Origin of the sequence: Bacillus sp. FSL W8-1141, assembly GCF_038593205.1 — a bacterium.
Lineage (GTDB): Bacteria > Bacillota > Bacilli > Bacillales > Bacillaceae > Bacillus > Bacillus altitudinis.
In genome coordinates this window covers 105,751-123,882 of record NZ_CP151973.1, presented here as the reverse complement: position 1 = coordinate 123,882, position 18,132 = coordinate 105,751, and the positions used below count along the sequence as shown (strand labels likewise).

Below are 18,132 nucleotides of genomic sequence, written 5' to 3'. Positions count from 1 at the left end.
GTACGCATTAAGCGCCTTGTTCTTCTTTTTGATCTGCAACTGCTTTAGTAGCAAGAGCAAGGTTACGAACTGGAGCTTGAAGAACGCTAAGCAACATAGAAAGTAAGCCTTCGCGAGACGGAAGTTCCGCAAGAGCCTTCACTTCTTCTACAGTCGCTACGTTTCCTTCGATAACACCAGCTTTGATTTCTAAAGCTTCGTGGCTTTTCGCAAATTCGTTGATGATTTTCGCAGGTGCGATAACATCTTCGTTACTGAATGCGATAGCGTTTGGACCTGTTAAGAAATCGTTTAAACCCGTTAGTTCAACTTGTTCAACTGCACGGCGAGTCAAAGTATTTTTGTAAACTTTGAATTCTACACCAGCATCACGAAGCTGTTTACGAAGTTCAGTCACTTCAGAAACTGAAAGACCGCGGTAATCTACGATTACAGTAGACATACTGTCTTTAAATTTAGAAGTAATTTCATCAACGACAACTTTTTTAGTATCGATTGCATTGCTCATGGTTACACCTCCTGTACATTCTTTGTGTAACACTTATACCGATCAGGCCATCACGTTCCTAACGAACGGTTCTCCATATAAAAAGCCTCCATTAAGACATGGAGGCTGTATATACAAGCATACGTTAACGTAAGACTGTGACATATACACCTCGGCGGGTTAATTAAGCCATAAGGCCCCTGCTGTCTACGGTATAAATGATTATTCTATTTTACAACATTTTGATATTATCAAAACGGTTGTGATAAGTCAAGATTTATTTTGCAGAGAAAGAAGATGGGTCCACTTTCACGCCAGGGCCCATAGTTGATGTAACAGAAACGTTTTTCACGTATACACCTTTAGCCGCTGCAGGTTTTGCTTTAAGGATTGTGTCATAGATTGTTGCAAAGTTCTCAACAAGCTTTTCGTCCTCGAAAGAAACCTTTCCGATTGGCGCGTGGATGTTACCAGCTTTATCAACGCGGTATTCTACTTTACCAGCTTTGATTTCATTGATTGCTTTTTCTACTTCGAAAGTTACAGTTCCTGTTTTAGGGTTTGGCATAAGACCTTTTGGTCCAAGTACACGACCGATCTTACCAACTTCACCCATCATGTCAGGTGTCGCAACGATTACATCGAATTCGAACCAGCCTTGTTGGATTTTAGTGATGTAATCAGAATCTCCAACGTAGTCTGCTCCAGCAGCTTCTGCTTCTTTTGCTTTTTCGCCTTTAGCGAACACAAGAACGCGTTGAGTTTTACCAGTTCCGTTAGGAAGTACAACTGCACCGCGGATTTGTTGATCGTTTTTACGAGGGTCTACGCCCAAACGAAAAGCAACTTCTACAGTCGCATCAAATTTCGCTGTATTTGCTTTTTTTGTAAGAGAAACAGCTTCAGCAACATCATACGCTTTTGTACGATCGATCAGCTTAGCAGCTTCTACATACTTTTTACCTTTTTTAGCCATTATAAAAATCCTCCTTATGTGGTTTTAGCGGAATAACCTCCCACGAATAAGGGTTGCGAACTTGTCAAAACCAAACTCGCAACCCAACAAGACAAAAAATTAATCTTCGATGACAATACCCATACTGCGTGCAGTACCTTCAACCATGCGCATAGCTGATTCAACGCTAGCAGCGTTTAAGTCAGGCATTTTTGTTTCCGCGATTTCGCGTACTTTATCACGCTTAACAGTTGCCACTTTATTACGGTTAGGTTCACCAGAACCAGACTCAATACCAGCTGCTTTTTTAAGTAATACTGCAGCAGGTGGAGTTTTAGTAATAAATGTAAATGAACGGTCTTCAAAAACCGAAATTTCAACAGGAATGATAAGACCAGCTTGGTCAGCTGTACGAGCGTTAAACTCCTTACAGAATCCCATGATATTAACACCGGCTTGACCTAGTGCAGGTCCAACTGGTGGAGCTGGGTTAGCTTTTCCAGCAGGAATTTGCAATTTAACAACTTTTACTACTTTTTTAGCCACGAGACACACCTCCTTAAAGTCCGTGATGTGGTAATAGGGGAATCCCCCTCCCACTCAACAACTTCATTCTTTATATGAATGACGAAATAACTAACTAGCGATCTTGAGCGAACTCAAGACGTACCTTTGCTATATTACCACTTCTATACACTCATTTCAAGCTCTTTTAAATTACAATTTATCGATCTGTGTGAACTCAAGTTCCACAGGAGTTTCTCTACCAAACATATTAACGAATACTTTGACTTTGCTTTTATCATAATCAATCTCTTCGATAGAGCCTGTGAAGTTAGCAAATGGTCCATCGATGACCTTGACTGTTTCTTTTAGTTCAAAGTCGATTTCTGTCTTGCGCTCTTCAAGTCCCATTCTCTTCAGAATGGTTTCCGCTTCGCCAGGTAATAACGCTGTCGGTTTAGAGCCTGATCCAGCTGATCCAACGAATCCTGTCACACCTGGTGTATTACGAACGACATACCAAGAATCGTCAGTCATGACGATTTCTACTAGCACATATCCAGGGAATACTTTCTTTTTCACTACTTTTTTCTTACCATTTTTAATGTCCGTTTCTTCTTCTTCTGGTACAACAACGCGGAAAATTTTATCCTGCATGCCCATTGATTCAACACGCTTTTCCAAGTTCGCTTTCACTTTGTTCTCATAGCCAGAGTACGTATGCACAACATACCAATTCTTTTCCATTTTCGTTCAGGACTATTTAGTCCTTCCCTCCCCACATTTCGTAATGTCTATTTGACGAATCTCGAGTACCGGTAAATATTTTCAAGCAATTGAAAAAACCCGTAAAACGGGTTTTTTGGCAAGTCATATTATGATCTATTATAGCACGTTCAGCAGACCATTATTCAAGTATTAATGAATTAATTCGATTAATTGTGAGATTCCTATATCAAGAAAAGAGAAAAAGATGGCAAAAAATACGACTGTTAAAATAACAGTGATCGTGTAGCGGACCATTTCGTTTTTCTTTGGCCAGCTGACCTTTTTCATTTCTTTCCCGACACTTTTTAAGAAACTGATAATACGCATGTAAAAGACCTCCACAGATTAAAGAACGCAAATCCTACTTCGTTTCTAAATGTGTTTTATGTGAATTACAAGTCTTGCAATATTTCTTAACTTCTAATCTTTCAGCTGCTGAAGCAACACTTTTCATTGTCGTATAATTGCGGCTTCCGCAGTCTTTACAGGCTAGAGTAATCTTTTTCCTCATATTTACACCTATTTTCTCGACATCATTTCCTTAGTACCTTATCACAGTGTCGAAAAAGCTGTCAATATAGGTTTGATTAGAGACTGATCTCGCGCAGCTCTAAATATTTCTCTAATTTTCTCTTTACTCTTTGGAGTGCGTTATCAATTGATTTCACATGACGGTTTAAATCTTCAGAAATCTCCTGATAGGACCTGCCATCAAGATAAAGCACAAGTACCTTTCTTTCCAGCTCGCTTAGTAATTCACCCATTTTCATTTCAATATCATCAAATTCTTCTTTGCTAATGATTAAATCTTCTGGGTTAAGCGCTTTAGCACCGGAAATGACGTCCAATAATGTTCTGTCCGATTCTTCATCGTATATCGGCTTGTCTAATGATACATAGGAATTTAACGGGATATGTTTTTGGCGAGTAGCTGTTTTAATTGCGGTGATAATTTGGCGGGTAATACATAATTCTGCAAAAGCCTTAAATGAAGTAAGCTTGTCCTCTCTGAAATCGCGGATAGACTTATAAAGTCCGATCATCCCCTCTTGGACAATGTCCTCTCGATCCGCTCCAATCAAGAAATAAGATCTTGCTTTCGCACGTACAAAATTGCGGTATTTCGTTATTAAATAATCTAGCGCATCACTATCTCCGACATGAACCCTTTCAATGACTTGTTCATCTTCCAACTGGCAAAATTGCTCTCTGATGGACTTACCCTTGCTGTTGTTTAGATTCACTTCGATCCCCCCGACCGCACCTAGATAGAAATATTATACAATAATGGTTGAAATATCGTCAAGCTATTCCAAGTTTCCCCGCCGCCATTTTTCAAACGTTTTCAATACATCTTCTGACAATTCAATTTTGGATGCTGGTTTATCAGAAGTAATCTTTTTGACACGTGTTTCAATCTTTCGTTCAATCACTTCTATCTCTCTTAAGAGCTCTCGTGCTGACTTACGAAGTGCACCCTGTCCAAAAATCGCCCATTGTTCTGTGTAATCAGAGGTCGCCACATGAATTTGCGTCCGAATGTTATTTAAGTCTTGTGCCAGTTTTTCAATCCGCTCATCAGCCGTTTCATTTTCTCTTGTAAAGATGACCTCTACTCGGTGGTTTGTCCGCTTCTTTTCGATTCCTTTGACCATATGGGCATCGAATACGACAATGACTCGATACCCTGTATATGCTTGATATTCTGCTAAATGTTGAATCAGCACGTCTCTGGCTTCTTCAAAGCTGTTTTCTTTTAAGTGCTGCAAACGAGGCCATGCACCTATCATGTTGTATCCATCGACTAAGAGGATGTCCATCTCTATTCTCCTAACGGATAACGTTTTCGATACACTTCATACATCAATAGACTAGCGGCAACTGATGCATTTAATGAAGTGACCTTCCCGGCCATTGGCAATTTAATCAAGAAATCACATTTTTCCTTAATCAATCGGCCAATTCCTTTTCCTTCACTGCCAATGACAAGAGCGAGAGGCATCGTGCCATCAAATTGTCTGTAGTCCTGCTTCGCAGATGCATCTGTTCCTGCGACCCAGATTCCTCTTTCTTTCATTTCATCAAGAGCTCTGGAAAGATTGGTTACTTTTGCGACCGGGATATGTTCAATGGCTCCAGTAGATGCTTTCGCAACAGTTGTCGTCAAGCCTACCGCTCGTCGTTTTGGAATGACGATTCCATGTGCACCAACAGCATCGGCCGTACGCATGATCGACCCTAAATTGTGCGGATCTTCAATTTCATCTAAGATGATGAAAAATGGTTGTTCATTCCGCTTTTCAGCAATTTGATACAGATCGTCCAATTCTGCATATTCATATGCTGCTACTTGTGCAACGATTCCCTGGTGCTGACCTGTTACCATCTGATCAAGCTTTTTCCTCGGAACATACTGAATGGTGATATTTTGCTTTTTCGCGAGTTCAATGACCTGCTGGGCTTGTCCTTTTACAGTGTTTTCTGCCATCCAGAGCTTGTATAACTCCCGATCTGACTTCAGTGTTTCAATCACTGCATTTTTCCCAATCACATAATCATGTTGCTGACTCATTTGTCTTCCTCCCTGACGTTCCGATTTCAATCGCCTGACTAATCAACTCTTCTAAGCGTTCGTCCTGCTTCTCAATAAATAAATAACCCATGAGCGCTTCAAACGCTGTACTATAACGATACGTTTGAACGTCTGTGTTTTTAGGCACTGTGCCTGATTTTGCATTTCTTCCTCTTTTCAGCACCGCTTCTTCCGCTTCTGTGAAAAAGCCCTTCTGCTGAAGCTCAAATAAAATAGCGGCCTGAGATTTAGCTGAAACGATTTTACTTGCACGTTTATGAAGCTCATTTGGTTTGGTCGCCCCCGTTTGGAGGAGGTGATGCCTCACGTATACTTCAAAAATGGCATCACCCATATAAGCAAGTGCAAGTCCGTTCAACTGTTTTCCGTCTTTCAGCTTTTCAAAATTCAACATGACCTATTCTCCTCTTTTCCAGCGCGTACCTTGAGGAGTGTCCTCCAATACAATATTCATGCTCTTTAACTGGTCACGAATTTGATCAGACAATGCGAAGTCACGATTCCTTCTAGCTTCATTCCGCTTCTCAATTAATGCTTCTACCTCTTCGTCAAGCGTGTGCTTTTCTTCTAGTGAGAAGCCGAGGACGGATGTGATTTCTTGGAACAAGCCAATAAATGCCTTGATCACTTCCTCGGAAGTATGATCATTTTCCATATAGTAATTCGCTTGTTTCGCTAGTTCAAATAAAACAGAGATGGCATTTGCCGTATTGAAGTCATCATTCATTTCAGAAATAAATGTCGCTCGCTGCTCTTCAATCTTTGTCAACCATTCAGTGTTATCTTCTGTGATATTCGTGCTGCTTTCAAGGCGATGATGTAAATTAGCATACGACGTTTTGAGTCGGTTAAACGCACTCTTTGTACTCTCTAGTAAGTCCATTGAGTAGTTAATTGGATGACGGTAGTGAACCGACAACATAAAGAATCGAAGGACGTCAGGATCTTGTTCTTTCACAATGTCATGCACGAGCACAAAGTTGCCTAGTGATTTTGACATTTTTTCATTCTCAATATTAATATATCCGTTATGCATCCAATACTTTGCAAAAGGTTTGCCTGTCAAAGCCTCAGATTGAGCGATCTCATTCTCGTGATGAGGGAACGTTAAATCCTGTCCGCCAGCATGAATGTCAATCGTATCGCCTAAATACTTTTTGACCATCGCAGAACACTCGATGTGCCAGCCTGGACGCCCTTCGCCCCACGGGCTATCCCAAGAAATCTCCTGATCCTTTGCAGCCTTCCATAAAGCGAAGTCCAGCGCATCTCGTTTCTTCTCACCTACACGAATACGGGCACCTGTCTTTAGTTCATCAATCGATTGGTGAGACAGTTTTCCGTAGCCTTCAAATGAGCGTGTGCTGTAATACACGTCACCATCTGCTTCATAGGCGTAGCCTTTTTCAATCAATGTGGCGATAAACGCAATGATATCATCCATATTTTCTGTCACTCGCGGGTGAAGGTCTGCTTTTTTGCAGCCTAATGCACTGACGTCCTCAAAGTATGCTTGGATAAATCGATCAGCAATCGTTGGGACATCTTCGCCTAATTCATTTGCTGCTTTGATGAGTTTATCATCCACATCAGTAAAGTTGGATACGAAATTCACATCATAGCCGCTATATTCTAAATACTTACGTACCGTGTCATATACAATGGCCGGTCTTGCATTCCCGATATGAATGTAGTTATACACGGTTGGTCCGCATACATACATTTTGACCTTTCCTGGTTCAAGTGGGACAAACTCTTCCTTCTTACGTGTCAATGTATTATAAATATTGATTGTCATGATTGTTCTTCCTTTCTGCTCAATGAAGCCAGCTCACGTTTTAGCTTTTCCATTTCTCGCTCCAATTCTTTGAAACGATCAGAAACTGGATCTGGCAAATCTTGATGATTGAGATCACGATTGATTTTCTTTCCATTTTGAACGACCACTCGCCCAGGTATACCTACAACAGTGGAATGGTCTGGTACGTCTTTTAACACAACAGACCCCGCACCAATCTTGGACCCTTTTCCTACGGTAATGGAACCGAGCACCTTAGCACCAGTCGCAATCAGGGCATCGTCCAAAATAGTTGGATGCCGCTTTCCCTTTTCTTTCCCTGTTCCCCCTAATGTCACGCCTTGGAAAACAGTGACGTTATCGCCAATTTCACATGTTTCCCCAATCACGACGCCCATGCCGTGATCAATAAAGAACCGCCGGCCGATGGTTGCTGCTGGGTGAATCTCAACCCCTGTGAAAAACCGGCTGACCTGAGAAATGATCCGCGCAAGAAAATACAGCTTACGCTTGTAAAATGCATGCGCAACACGATGAGCCCAAATCGCATGAAGCCCTGAATAGGTTAGCACTACTTCAAGATAGCTTCTAGCAGCAGGATCTTGATCAAACACAGTATCAATATCTTCTTTCAGCATTTTGAAAAACACATGCTCCCCCCGTTCTTCCCCATCAATCTCTCTTAGGACTTGCTCTCTTTTTTGGACAAATAAAAAACGCCTCTGCCATATGACAGAGACGTTTTGAAAACGCGGTTCCACTCTGTTTAGAAAGCCCTCATTTCGCAGCCTTCTCAACTTCATCCCATAACGGAGGGTACCGCCCTTGCATACTAACATACGTGTTCCTCAAGGGTCTTGAGGGTGCATTTCCAACGTCTGCCCATAAGTCTCTTTCAGCCGGTGAAGACTCTTTCTGTGATGGACGATAACATTGTACTTCTCCCTCGCAACGATTTTCCTTATATTTGTTTAATGCGGTTTAATACCGTCTCTTTACCTAGTAGTTCAATACTTTGCGGAAGCTCTGGGCCATGCGTTTGTCCAGTGACAGCCACACGAATTGGCATGAATAGTTTCTTACCTTTATGCCCTGTTTCTTTTTGTACCGCTTTAATGGCAGCTTTGATTTCATCAGGTGTGAAAGACTCAAGACGTTCAAGCTGACCTGCAAACGAAGCCATCACTTCTGGTACTTGCTCTTCTGCAAGAACTTCCTTTGCCTCTTGATTATACTCAATTTGTTCCTTAAAGAACAACTCTGTTAACTCAACAATTTCTGCTCCGTAGCTCAATTGCTCGTGGTATAGAGAAATGAGTTTGCGCACCCACGTGTTTTCTTCTTCTGTCAGCTGCTCACTTACCTTGCCTGCCTTTTGAAGATGTGGAAGTGTAAGTGCCACAACTTGATCAAGATCAAGTGCTTTCACGTATTGGTTATTCACCCATTTTAGTTTATGCATATCGAAGAGAGCTGGTGACTTAGAAAGTCGATTGACATCGAAAATATCGATGAACTGCTCTTTTGTAAATAGTTCCTCTTCACCAACTGGAGACCACCCAAGCAGTGCAATGAAGTTAAACAAAGCTTCTGGTAAATAGCCCAAGTTCTTATACTGCTCGATGAACTGGATAATTGATTCATCACGCTTGCTTAATTTCTTGCGGTTCTCGTTTACAATCAGCGTCATATGTCCGAACAGCGGAACATCCCAGCCAAATGCATTGAAGACCATAATTTGTTTAGGTGTATTCGAAATGTGATCCTCACCACGAAGAATGTGAGTCATTTTCATCAAATGATCATCCACCGCTACAGCGAAGTTATACGTTGGCGTACCATCTTTCTTCACAATAACAAAGTCACCGATGCCGTCTGTTTCAAATGAAATCTCGCCTTTGACCATATCGTCAAATTTGATGATTTCTCCTTTAGGCACTCGGAAGCGGATGCTTGGCTCTCTTCCTTCAGCAATCAGCTTGTCCTCTTCTTCTTTTGATAAATGACTGCATTTACCAGAATATCGAGGCATTTCACTGCGGGCAATTTGTGCTTCTCGCTCTTCTTCTAGTTCTTCAGCCGTACAATAGCACTTATATGCCAAATCTTTCGCTAGTAGCTCGTCATAATATTTTTTGTAAATATCATTACGCTCTGATTGTCTGTAAGGACCGTAGCCGCCATCTTTATCAATGCTCTCGTCCCAATCAATCCCGAGCCATTGCAGGTGGCGAAGCTGGCTTTCTTCTCCGCCTTCTACATTACGCTTTTGATCCGTATCCTCGATTCGAATAATAAATTTGCCGCCTTGACTGCGTGCGAACAAATAGTTGAAAAGAGCCGTTCTAGCATTCCCAATATGTAAATGACCAGTTGGACTCGGTGCATAACGAACACGCACTTCATTTCCCATGAGTTTAACTTCCTTTCATCTGCATCATGTTGTCTGACACCAATTTTTTATAAACGTATTTTATCATCAAAACCCATTCTCATCAAAACGGATTTTACTTTTTCTGAAGAAGTACGGTTGCTTGAGAGGCAATTCCTTCGCCTCTTCCTGTAAATCCAAGTTTCTCTGTTGTTGTTGCTTTGACATTCACCTGTGTGACATCTGCCTCAAGGGCTTCTGCGATTTTCTCACACATTGGCTGAATGTATGGTGCCATCTTTGGCTTTTGCGCCATGATCGTGCAATCGATATTCACCAGTGTATAGCCTTTTTCTTTTACAAGTGCCCACACGTGCTGAAGTAATTTAAAAGAGTCTGCATCTTTAAACTCAGGATCCGTGTCTGGGAAATGTCTGCCGATATCTCCTTCTGCAATCGCACCTAGGCAGGCATCCGCCACAGTATGAAGCAGTACATCCGCATCTGAATGCCCAAGTAGACCCTTTTCATAAGGGATCGTCACACCGCCAATAATAAGAGGTCTTCCCTCTGTTAATTGATGCACATCAAAACCTTGTCCTATTCTAAACATGTTCTAGTACCCTCTTTCCGCATCCATAATTGCCTTGGCAACCAATAAATCATCCGGTGTTGTCAGTTTAATATTGGTATAGTCTCCTTGGACAATATACACACTCTCACCGTGTAATTGTTCCACAAGACTGGCGTCATCTGTTCCAAGAAAGCCTGTCCGCTCCGCATGTTCATGCGCTTCTTTTAAAATAGAATGACGAAAAGCTTGTGGGGTCTGGACTGCCCACAAGCTCTGACGTTCAATGGTTTGTTCCACTTTGCCTTCTTGAACGCGTTTGATTGTGTCTTTCACTGGTACCGCTACGACTGCGGAGCCTTTTTCAATCGCTGCTTTAACGAGCAAGTCAATCTGTGTATGCTTAATAAAAGGCCTTGCGCCATCATGAACAAGCACGATGTCCGCATCTTGCACAGCCTTCAATCCTTCATATACACTTTGCTGCCGTTCTTCACCGCCAGTGACAAGTGAAACAGGCGTTTGAAAAGCGTGTACCTTCAGTAGCCTTTCAAAGTCACGACGCTCTTCTTCATTGATCGCTAAGATCATGCGTCTGCATTGTGAATGAGCGTCAAACACCTTCAGTGTGTGGATGATGACCGGCATTCTTTTCAATTCAATAAAAAGTTTATTGCGGCCGGCCTTCATTCGCTTCCCCTGCCCCGCAGCCGGAATAACTACTTCATAATACATGTTCGTTCTCCCTTTAGAGCGCCTTCTCCAGAAGTTTTGGCTTCGCAAAAATCATTCTTCCAGCAGCAGTTTGCAGCACACTCGTGACGAGCACATCAATGTCTTTTCCAATATAATTGCGTCCTTCTTCGACCACAATCATCGTACCGTCATCTAAGTAAGCAACACCTTGGTTATGCTCTTTCCCATCTTTGATGACCTGTACCTTCATTTCTTCCCCAGGCAGTACAACCGGTTTGACTGCATTGGCTAGATCATTGATGTTTAACACTGCTACTTTTTGAAGTTCGCATACTTTATTTAAATTAAAATCATTTGTCACAACAACACCTGAAGTTAACTTAGCGAGTTTCACAAGCTTGCTGTCAACCTCTTGAATATCTTCAAAGTCACCTTCGTAAATTTCAACTTTAATATCCAGTTCTTTTTGGATACGATTTAAAATATCAAGACCTCTTCGGCCTCTATTTCTCTTTAATACATCAGAAGAGTCTGCAATATGCTGTAATTCCTCGAGTACAAATTGAGGAATGACCATCACACCTTCTAGGAATCCAGTTTGACAAATATCTGCGATTCTTCCATCAATGATAACACTTGTGTCTAAAATTTTCAGCTTTTTATCTTCTATTTCAGGTTCATCATCAGCTGCTCCTTTTTTCTTTGTGACCTTTGCAGATCGGGAGAACAGCCCCATCATTTCATCCTTCTTCTTAAACCCTACCTGAAATCCAAGGTATCCTAAAAAGAAAGCCAGGAAAATCGGAATAATGGTACCAAAAATATGATATGGGATATTGTTTAGCGGGATCACGTTTACAATAAGATATGCTAGAATAAGTCCAAATACTAAACCGAAACTTCCAGATATAAGATCAGGAAGAGGCGCCTTCAATAGAGAATCCTCGATCCATTTCACCCAATTAACCACATAGCCTGTGCACCATTTACCAATGATAAAGAACACAGCGGCTCCTATTAGTGCTGAAGAGTAAGCATTTGTTATGAAAGGTATGTCCTTCAAATTTAACAGCAGAAATAACTCTGGAATGATAAAAATCCCTACAACTGCACCGAAAATGATAAAAAACGCCTGAACGATTCTTTTTAACATACCTTCACCTCCTTTATTTTTCATCTGTCAATCCACCTTCATCTGACATTGATATATGCTTAAGTTTCCTATCATCATGAACAGAAAACAAAACCATCATTAATATACCCATATTCATCCATTTTTAACCGTATTTAAGAAAAATTTCTCTTTTTATAGCTGACGGTCGATATAATGTTTTTCTTGCAGTCTTTTTAATCCTTTTTTTATCTTTTTCGCTCTTACTTCTCCAATTCCTTCTACTTCATCCAAATCTTGTACATCTGCTTCCATAATTCGATCTAGCACACCAAATGCTTCGACCACGTTTTCAACGATTGGCATAGGCAGTCTAGGGATTTTATGAAGTAATCTGTATCCTCTAGTGTACACATATTCGTCAATATTTGTAGATGCTGGATAGCCAAGTAACTTGTACAAAATGGAGTCATCTAAAAGTTCAAAGCTCGACATATCTTGGAGCTGTTTCAGCAGCACATATGGATCTTTGATCTTTTCTTTCACGTAATCTTTAATAAATAACGCCGCTTCCTGCTCCATATCTGTAATCAGCTCATTGACTTGCAGACGGATCAAGTGTCCTTCTGTCCCAAGCTCTTTGATATACATATTGATTTCATTTTTGATTCTAAGTACCATTTCATAACGATGTAGCACGGATAATACATCACCAAAGGTCACAAGCTCTTCAAATTCTAAGGCGCTTAACGCAGAAATGGCATGATCTAAAATGGTTTTATATTTCTCAAGTGTTTGTATCGCTTGGTTGGCCTTCGTCAAAATAAAACCAATATCTTTCAGCGTATATCGTCGATTCCCTTGGTATAAGGTAATGACGTTCCGACGTTCAGAAATGGCAATGATTAAGCAACCTGTCTGCTTTGCTACACGTTCAGCCGTTCGGTGTCTCATGCCTGTTTCTGATGAATGAATGGTTGCATCCGGCATGAGCTGTGTATTCGCATACAAGATTTTTTGACCCGAGTCACTTAAAATAATCGCCCCATCCATCTTCGCCAATTCATATAAATGTGCTGGGGAGAAAGCAGAATTAATATGAAATCCTCCATCTACCACACTTTTCACTTTATCATTATAACCAACAACAATGAGCCCTCCAGTATTGGCTCTTAGGACGTTTTCAATCCCTGCCCGCAGGGGTGTCCCCGGTGCCACAAACTGGACAATATCTAAGAGATCGACTTCTCTCGCTCCTTTTTTCTCTTTTTCCATTTCTATGATCCCCCTAGTGAAATACGAAGTGCCTCTGCTACATTTTCTACACCGACTAACTCAATCCCTCTCGGTTTTTTCCATCCATCTATATTCGCCTGAGGAATAAACATTCGCTTAAATCCTAGTTTAGCAGCTTCCTGCACACGCTGTTCAATTCTTGATACTCTTCTGACTTCTCCCGTCAGACCCACTTCTCCTATAAAGCAATCTGCTTGATGCGGCGCTGCATCTTTAAAGCTTGATGCAATACTAACGGCAATAGCCAAGTCAATCGCTGGTTCATCAAGTTTCACACCACCTGCGACCTTTAAATAGGCATCTTGGTTTTGCAGTAGCAGCCCTACCCGTTTTTCTAAAACGGCCATAAGCAATGACACTCGGTTATGATCAAGGCCAGTAGCCATTCTCCGTGGATTCCCAAAGCTCGTCGGTGAAATAAGTGCTTGTATCTCCACTAGAACAGGTCTTGTTCCTTCCATTGAGGCAACAACACACGATCCAGATACACCTGCTGACCGCTCTTCTAAGAAGATTTCTGATGGGTTTAATACCTCTGTGAGCCCTTCCTCTCTCATTTCAAAAATTCCTAATTCATTCGTTGAACCAAAACGGTTTTTCACTGCCCGTAAAATACGAAACGTATGATGGCGCTCCCCTTCAAAATAAAGAACTGTATCTACCATATGCTCTAAAAGGCGCGGCCCAGCAATCGAGCCCTCCTTCGTCACGTGACCAACGATAAAAATAGGAATACCATTCGTCTTGGCAATTTTCATCAGCTGGGCAGTGCATTCCCTCACCTGAGAAACAGATCCAGGAGCTGACGTGATATCGCTTTGATAAACGGTTTGAATTGAATCGACCACAACAAAAGCGGGTTTCATCTCTTGTATAGCAGACGTTATATACTCCATATCGGTTTCAGCCAAAACATGTAAAGAGGCACTTTCAATACCGAGACGGTCCGCCCTAAGCTTCGTTTGTTTGATTGATTCCTCACCAGATATGTATAACACATTCTGATTTTGATCTGATAGCTGTGCTGAAACTTGTAATAATAGTGTGGACTTCCCAATCCCAGGATCACCGCCAATAAGAACGAGTGAACCTTTGACAATTCCACTTCCTAACACTCGGTTAAATTCTTCTAAATTCGTTTTAATTCGGGGTTCTTCGGATGTTTCAATTGCAGATATAGGTGAAGGTTTTTGAATGGTTTGAACAGAATGATTAAACGCACTTCGACGATTTGCCGGCTCTTTACGAACGACCTCTTCTGTCATACTGTTCCATGTGCCGCAGCCGGGACATTTCCCCATCCATTTGGCTGACTCATAACCGCACGATTGGCATATAAATTTTGATTTTGACTTAGCCATAGATTGAAGAATACAACTCCTTATACTGGTCAGAAAATAAGTAAAGGGAGGCATCCAACTTTCTGGTATGCCTCACACTTTTTTCTTACTATATTAGTTCGTAGCAGCCGTTGCTTTTACGACAATTTCTCCATCTTCTACATCTAATACGATATGTTGGCCCTTTTCAATATTGCCTTTCAGCAATTCCTCAGAAAGTCGATCCTCGACGTGCTTTTGAATCGCTCTTCTTAACGGACGAGCACCATACTCAAGATCTACACCTTCGTCGGCAATCTTGGCTTTTGCTGCTTCCGTCAATTCAATTGAAAGGTCCTGCTCTTTTAGTCGTTTTGTCAATTGATCAGACATGAGAGACACAATCTCTTTTAGATGTTTCTTTTCGAGTGAGTGGAAGACAATGATTTCATCAATACGGTTGATGAACTCTGGTCTAAACGCACGTTTCAGCTCACCCATTACTTTGCCTTTCATATCTTTGTAATTTTGACTTTCATCCTGCACGTTAAAGCCAACATATTTATTGCGCTTCAGCTCACTAGCTCCAACGTTTGAAGTCATAATCAAAATCGTATTTCTAAAGTCAACAGTACGACCTTTAGAATCAGTGAGACGACCATCTTCTAACACTTGAAGTAAGATGTTAAACACATCAGGGTGCGCCTTTTCAATCTCATCTAGAAGCACGACAGAATACGGCTTTCTTCTCACTTTTTCAGTCAGCTGACCGCCCTCATCATAGCCCACATAGCCTGGAGGTGATCCAACAAGTCTTGAAGTCGAGTGTTTTTCCATGTACTCAGACATATCAATACGAATCATCGCTTCTTCATCACCGAAGATAGACTCGGCGAGTGCTCTTGCAAGCTCAGTCTTACCAACACCTGTTGGCCCTAAGAAAATAAAGGAGCCAATCGGACGTTTCGGATCTTTTAGTCCAGCACGGGCACGTCTTACAGCTTTTGCAACAGCAACAACTGCTTCATCCTGTCCAATGACGCGAGAGTGGAGCAATTGTTCCATGTTTAGAAGCTTATCTGTTTCTGTTTGAGCAATTTTTGAAACAGGTACTCCCGTCCAGCTAGAAACAACCATTGCGATATCATCCACAGAAACCTCTGAATTCTCTTGTCCCTGCTTTTCTTTCCAAGATTTCTTCGTCACTTCTACCTTTTCACGCAAACGTTGCTCCGTATCACGAAGAGAAGCGGCTTTTTCAAATTCTTGACTTTGAACAGCTGCATCCTTTTCCTTGCGTACTTCATCCAGCTTTTGCTCAAGTTCCTTTAGATTAGGCGGTGTTGTGAAAGAACGTAAGCGAACTTTTGAACCCGCCTCATCAATTAAGTCGATCGCCTTATCTGGAAGGAAACGATCAGAGATATAACGATCAGAAAGCTTTACCGCCGCCTCAATGGCTTCATCTGTAATAGACACACGGTGATGTGCTTCATAACGGTCTCTAAGCCCTCTTAAAATTTGAATACTTTCATCAACAGATGGCTGGTCCACTTGAATTGGCTGGAATCGACGTTCAAGTGCAGCATCTTTTTCAATATATTTACGGTACTCATCTAACGTTGTTGCCCCGATACATTGAAGCTCACCACGTGCTAAAGATGGTTTTAGAATATTAGAGGCATCAATCGCACCCTCTGCTCCTCCTGCACCAATCAGTGTATGAAGCTCATCAATGAAGAGAATGATATTTCCAGCCTGACGGATTTCGTCCATGACTTTTTTCAAACGATCCTCGAATTCACCACGATATTTCGTTCCCGCTACAACGGTTCCCATATCAAGTGTCATGACTCGTTTATCACGCAGAATTTCAGGCACTTCGTTGTGAATAATTTGCTGTGCGAGGCCTTCTGCGATCGCTGTTTTACCAACACCAGGCTCCCCAATCAAGACAGGGTTATTCTTTGTTCTTCTACTTAGGACCTCAATGACACGCTGAATTTCTTTGCTGCGGCCAATCACAGGGTCCAAGCTGTCCTCTTTCGCAATAGCCGTTAAGTCTCTTGCCAAGCTATCTAAAGTTGGTGTATTGGCATTGCTATTAGATCCTGCCGCAGATGCACCCGTTTCATTGCTGCCTAGAAGCTGCAATACTTGCTGGCGTGCTTTATTTAAGCTCACTCCGAGGTTATTTAAGACACGGGCAGCTACACCCTCTCCCTCACGAATAAGACCTAAAAGAATATGTTCTGTCCCTACATAGGAATGACCAAGCTTTCTCGCTTCATCCATAGAAAGCTCCGTAACCTTCTTCGCTCTAGGTGTGTAATGAGGAATAGCTTGAGACACCTCTTGCCCTCTTCCAATCAAGCTCTCGACTTCTTTTTGGATTTTATCTGAAACAAGGCCCAGTGCTTCTAATGCTTTTGCGGCGATGCCCTCACCTTCACGTACAAGACCAAGTAAAATATGCTCTGTACCGATGTTCTTATGGCCTAGGCGAATGGCTTCTTCTTGTGCAAGTGCTAATACCTTTTGAGCTCTTTCAGTGAATCTTCCAAACATCATATCGTTTCATCCTCCTGTCCATTCCTATGCATTTCTAAGCGCAGCCTTTCTCTGATAATTGCTGCTCGTTTTATATCTCTTTCATTTGGTTCCAAGGCTCCTCCTGAATATTGCTGAAGGAAGCCAGGCTGTGTCAAAATCATGAGTTCATTCAGTATATTACTTGAAAGCCCCTTAATGATACCTAAATCAATTCCAAGTCGCACATCTGACAAACACTTAGCCGTTTCCTTAGATTCAATCATGCGACAATTAGCCAAAATTCCCAAGGAACGGTACACTCTGTCTTCAAGTTCAATTTTAGACGTCTGATATAATGCCTTACGTGCAGATCGCTCTTGTTCAATGAGCTGCGCCGTCACACTATTCAAGTCATCTACAATATCTTCTTCTGATTGACCCAGTGTCATTTGATTTGAAATTTGAAAGATGTTCCCTATTGCTTCGCTACCCTCACCATAAATTCCTCTGACCACAAGACCTAATTGATTAATTGCAGGAATAATGCGATTCATTTGTCTTGTCAGGGCTAATGCTGGTAAGTGCATCATGACTGAAGCCCTAATACCTGTACCTACATTGGTCGGACAGCTCGTTAAGTATCCTCGCTTTTCAGAAAACGCATAATCCACTTGCTCTTCAATCCAGTCATCTATTTGGTTAGCTGCTTTTAGTGCATTAGCCAGCTGAAATCCTGGGAACAAGCATTGAATACGAATATGGTCTTCCTCATTCAGCATGACACTGATTTCTTCATTTTCTGAAAGCAAACAGCCGCCAAATCTTGATTCTGCTAAATTGGGGCTAATCAAATGCTTTTCAACAAGTACCCTTTTAGCCAAAGGCTGCGTTTCATTCATTCGAATCAGAACAAAGTTTCCAATGTCCTTCACTTCCTGGCTCGCAAACTTTTGCTCGAATTGCTGAAGAACAGCTTCAGCCTCCTCTTGAGAAAACTGAGTTGGGAAACGAACATGCTCTAGATTGCGTGCCAGCCGAATACGACTGCTTAGAACAATGTCACTTTCTGGTCCTTTCTGTTTCATCCATTGACTTAATGCGTCTTGAATAAAATGCTGGAGCGACATGTCG

Annotated in this window: 20 protein-coding genes and 2 other annotated features; all 20 genes read right to left on the bottom strand. The window is 41.7% G+C overall.

Features of this window, described 5'->3' with window-relative positions; translation table 11 throughout:
* Window positions 1–7: 7 nt before the first annotated feature.
* Window positions 8–508, bottom strand: coding sequence for a 50S ribosomal protein L10 (rplJ, locus tag NSQ52_RS00675; protein WP_003217048.1), 501 nt, complete (start codon window positions 506–508; stop codon window positions 8–10).
* 69 nt (window positions 509–577) lie between these two features.
* Window positions 578–718 (bottom strand) — a sequence feature (ribosomal protein L10 leader region).
* Window positions 719–764: 46 nt separating this feature from the next.
* Window positions 765–1,463, bottom strand: a complete 699-nt coding sequence (gene rplA / locus NSQ52_RS00670) for a 50S ribosomal protein L1 (RefSeq protein ID WP_017359164.1) — start codon at window positions 1,461–1,463, stop codon at window positions 765–767.
* Between the two features lie 99 nt (window positions 1,464–1,562).
* On the bottom strand, window positions 1,563–1,988 hold the full coding sequence (gene rplK, locus NSQ52_RS00665; protein WP_003216956.1) for a 50S ribosomal protein L11: 426 nt from the start codon (window positions 1,986–1,988) through the stop codon (window positions 1,563–1,565).
* 171 nt (window positions 1,989–2,159) lie between these two features.
* Window positions 2,160–2,693, bottom strand: coding sequence for a transcription termination/antitermination protein NusG (gene nusG / locus NSQ52_RS00660; RefSeq protein WP_003217197.1), 534 nt, complete (start codon window positions 2,691–2,693; stop codon window positions 2,160–2,162).
* Between the two features lie 171 nt (window positions 2,694–2,864).
* Window positions 2,865–3,041: a preprotein translocase subunit SecE gene (gene secE / locus NSQ52_RS00655; RefSeq protein ID WP_008345422.1), complete on the bottom strand. Its 177-nt coding sequence runs from the start codon at window positions 3,039–3,041 to the stop codon at window positions 2,865–2,867.
* Window positions 3,042–3,075: 34 nt separating this feature from the next.
* The gene (rpmG, locus tag NSQ52_RS00650; protein ID WP_008356502.1) at window positions 3,076–3,225 is read right to left on the bottom strand and encodes a 50S ribosomal protein L33; all 150 of its coding nucleotides are present in this window, start codon (window positions 3,223–3,225) and stop codon (window positions 3,076–3,078) included.
* Between the two features lie 76 nt (window positions 3,226–3,301).
* The gene (sigH, locus tag NSQ52_RS00645; RefSeq protein ID WP_008345424.1) at window positions 3,302–3,958 is read right to left on the bottom strand and encodes an RNA polymerase sporulation sigma factor SigH; all 657 of its coding nucleotides are present in this window, start codon (window positions 3,956–3,958) and stop codon (window positions 3,302–3,304) included.
* A gap of 63 nt (window positions 3,959–4,021) precedes the next feature.
* The gene (gene rae1, locus NSQ52_RS00640; RefSeq protein ID WP_007496285.1) at window positions 4,022–4,534 is read right to left on the bottom strand and encodes a ribosome-dependent mRNA decay endonuclease Rae1/YacP; all 513 of its coding nucleotides are present in this window, start codon (window positions 4,532–4,534) and stop codon (window positions 4,022–4,024) included.
* A gap of 2 nt (window positions 4,535–4,536) precedes the next feature.
* On the bottom strand, window positions 4,537–5,286 hold the full coding sequence (gene rlmB, locus NSQ52_RS00635) for a 23S rRNA (guanosine(2251)-2'-O)-methyltransferase RlmB (protein WP_017359163.1): 750 nt from the start codon (window positions 5,284–5,286) through the stop codon (window positions 4,537–4,539).
* Window positions 5,270–5,701 (bottom strand): Mini-ribonuclease 3, encoded by a 432-nt coding sequence (locus tag NSQ52_RS00630; protein ID WP_008345428.1) that lies wholly within the window; start codon window positions 5,699–5,701, stop codon window positions 5,270–5,272. The genes rlmB and NSQ52_RS00630 overlap by 17 nt, the downstream gene beginning before the upstream one ends.
* A gap of 3 nt (window positions 5,702–5,704) precedes the next feature.
* A complete protein-coding gene (cysS, locus tag NSQ52_RS00625; protein ID WP_024718297.1) occupies window positions 5,705–7,105 on the bottom strand; it encodes a cysteine--tRNA ligase in 1,401 nt (466 codons plus the stop codon).
* Window positions 7,102–7,755, bottom strand: coding sequence for a serine O-acetyltransferase (gene cysE, locus NSQ52_RS00620; RefSeq protein ID WP_017366453.1), 654 nt, complete (start codon window positions 7,753–7,755; stop codon window positions 7,102–7,104). The genes cysS and cysE overlap by 4 nt, the downstream gene beginning before the upstream one ends.
* An 81-nt stretch (window positions 7,756–7,836) precedes the next feature.
* Window positions 7,837–8,066, bottom strand: a binding site (T-box leader).
* On the bottom strand, window positions 8,067–9,518 hold the full coding sequence (gene gltX, locus NSQ52_RS00615; protein WP_039169429.1) for a glutamate--tRNA ligase: 1,452 nt from the start codon (window positions 9,516–9,518) through the stop codon (window positions 8,067–8,069).
* Between the two features lie 94 nt (window positions 9,519–9,612).
* A complete protein-coding gene (ispF, locus tag NSQ52_RS00610; RefSeq protein WP_007496273.1) occupies window positions 9,613–10,089 on the bottom strand; it encodes a 2-C-methyl-D-erythritol 2,4-cyclodiphosphate synthase in 477 nt (158 codons plus the stop codon).
* 3 nt (window positions 10,090–10,092) lie between these two features.
* Window positions 10,093–10,782: a 2-C-methyl-D-erythritol 4-phosphate cytidylyltransferase gene (ispD, locus tag NSQ52_RS00605; RefSeq protein ID WP_008345432.1), complete on the bottom strand. Its 690-nt coding sequence runs from the start codon at window positions 10,780–10,782 to the stop codon at window positions 10,093–10,095.
* 13 nt (window positions 10,783–10,795) lie between these two features.
* Entirely contained in the window at window positions 10,796–11,896 is a 1,101-nt protein-coding gene (locus NSQ52_RS00600; RefSeq protein ID WP_047946821.1) for a PIN/TRAM domain-containing protein, read from the bottom strand.
* A gap of 153 nt (window positions 11,897–12,049) precedes the next feature.
* Window positions 12,050–13,129, bottom strand: coding sequence for a DNA integrity scanning diadenylate cyclase DisA (disA, locus tag NSQ52_RS00595; protein WP_007496267.1), 1,080 nt, complete (start codon window positions 13,127–13,129; stop codon window positions 12,050–12,052).
* A 2-nt stretch (window positions 13,130–13,131) separates the two neighbouring features.
* Window positions 13,132–14,511 (bottom strand): DNA repair protein RadA, encoded by a 1,380-nt coding sequence (radA, locus tag NSQ52_RS00590; RefSeq protein WP_017359160.1) that lies wholly within the window; start codon window positions 14,509–14,511, stop codon window positions 13,132–13,134.
* A gap of 93 nt (window positions 14,512–14,604) precedes the next feature.
* Entirely contained in the window at window positions 14,605–17,040 is a 2,436-nt protein-coding gene (gene clpC / locus NSQ52_RS00585; protein WP_007496263.1) for an ATP-dependent protease ATP-binding subunit ClpC, read from the bottom strand.
* Entirely contained in the window at window positions 17,037–18,128 is a 1,092-nt protein-coding gene (locus NSQ52_RS00580) for a protein arginine kinase (RefSeq protein WP_024718295.1), read from the bottom strand. The genes clpC and NSQ52_RS00580 overlap by 4 nt, the downstream gene beginning before the upstream one ends.
* Window positions 18,129–18,132 lie beyond the last annotated feature (4 nt).

Bases quoted from the DNA above. Each gene is read 5' to 3' on its own strand.
- disA (WP_007496267.1), bottom strand. From the start codon at position 13,129: ATGGAAAAAGAGAAAAAAGGAGCGAGAGAAGTCGATCTCTTAGATATT.
- rlmB (WP_017359163.1), bottom strand. From the start codon at position 5,286: ATGAGTCAGCAACATGATTATGTGATTGGGAAAAATGCAGTGATTGAA.
- ispD (WP_008345432.1), bottom strand. From the start codon at position 10,782: ATGTATTATGAAGTAGTTATTCCGGCTGCGGGGCAGGGGAAGCGAATG.
- NSQ52_RS00580 (WP_024718295.1), bottom strand. From the start codon at position 18,128: ATGTCGCTCCAGCATTTTATTCAAGACGCATTAAGTCAATGGATGAAA.
- clpC (WP_007496263.1), bottom strand. From the start codon at position 17,040: ATGATGTTTGGAAGATTCACTGAAAGAGCTCAAAAGGTATTAGCACTT.
- gltX (WP_039169429.1), bottom strand. From the start codon at position 9,518: ATGGGAAATGAAGTGCGTGTTCGTTATGCACCGAGTCCAACTGGTCAT.
- ispF (WP_007496273.1), bottom strand. From the start codon at position 10,089: ATGTTTAGAATAGGACAAGGTTTTGATGTGCATCAATTAACAGAGGGA.
- rplA (WP_017359164.1), bottom strand. From the start codon at position 1,463: ATGGCTAAAAAAGGTAAAAAGTATGTAGAAGCTGCTAAGCTGATCGAT.
- rplJ (WP_003217048.1), bottom strand. From the start codon at position 508: ATGAGCAATGCAATCGATACTAAAAAAGTTGTCGTTGATGAAATTACT.
- nusG (WP_003217197.1), bottom strand. From the start codon at position 2,693: ATGGAAAAGAATTGGTATGTTGTGCATACGTACTCTGGCTATGAGAAC.
- NSQ52_RS00600 (WP_047946821.1), bottom strand. From the start codon at position 11,896: ATGTTAAAAAGAATCGTTCAGGCGTTTTTTATCATTTTCGGTGCAGTT.
- rpmG (WP_008356502.1), bottom strand. From the start codon at position 3,225: ATGAGGAAAAAGATTACTCTAGCCTGTAAAGACTGCGGAAGCCGCAAT.
- rae1 (WP_007496285.1), bottom strand. From the start codon at position 4,534: ATGGACATCCTCTTAGTCGATGGATACAACATGATAGGTGCATGGCCT.
- secE (WP_008345422.1), bottom strand. From the start codon at position 3,041: ATGCGTATTATCAGTTTCTTAAAAAGTGTCGGGAAAGAAATGAAAAAG.
- NSQ52_RS00630 (WP_008345428.1), bottom strand. From the start codon at position 5,701: ATGTTGAATTTTGAAAAGCTGAAAGACGGAAAACAGTTGAACGGACTT.
- cysS (WP_024718297.1), bottom strand. From the start codon at position 7,105: ATGACAATCAATATTTATAATACATTGACACGTAAGAAGGAAGAGTTT.
- radA (WP_017359160.1), bottom strand. From the start codon at position 14,511: ATGGCTAAGTCAAAATCAAAATTTATATGCCAATCGTGCGGTTATGAG.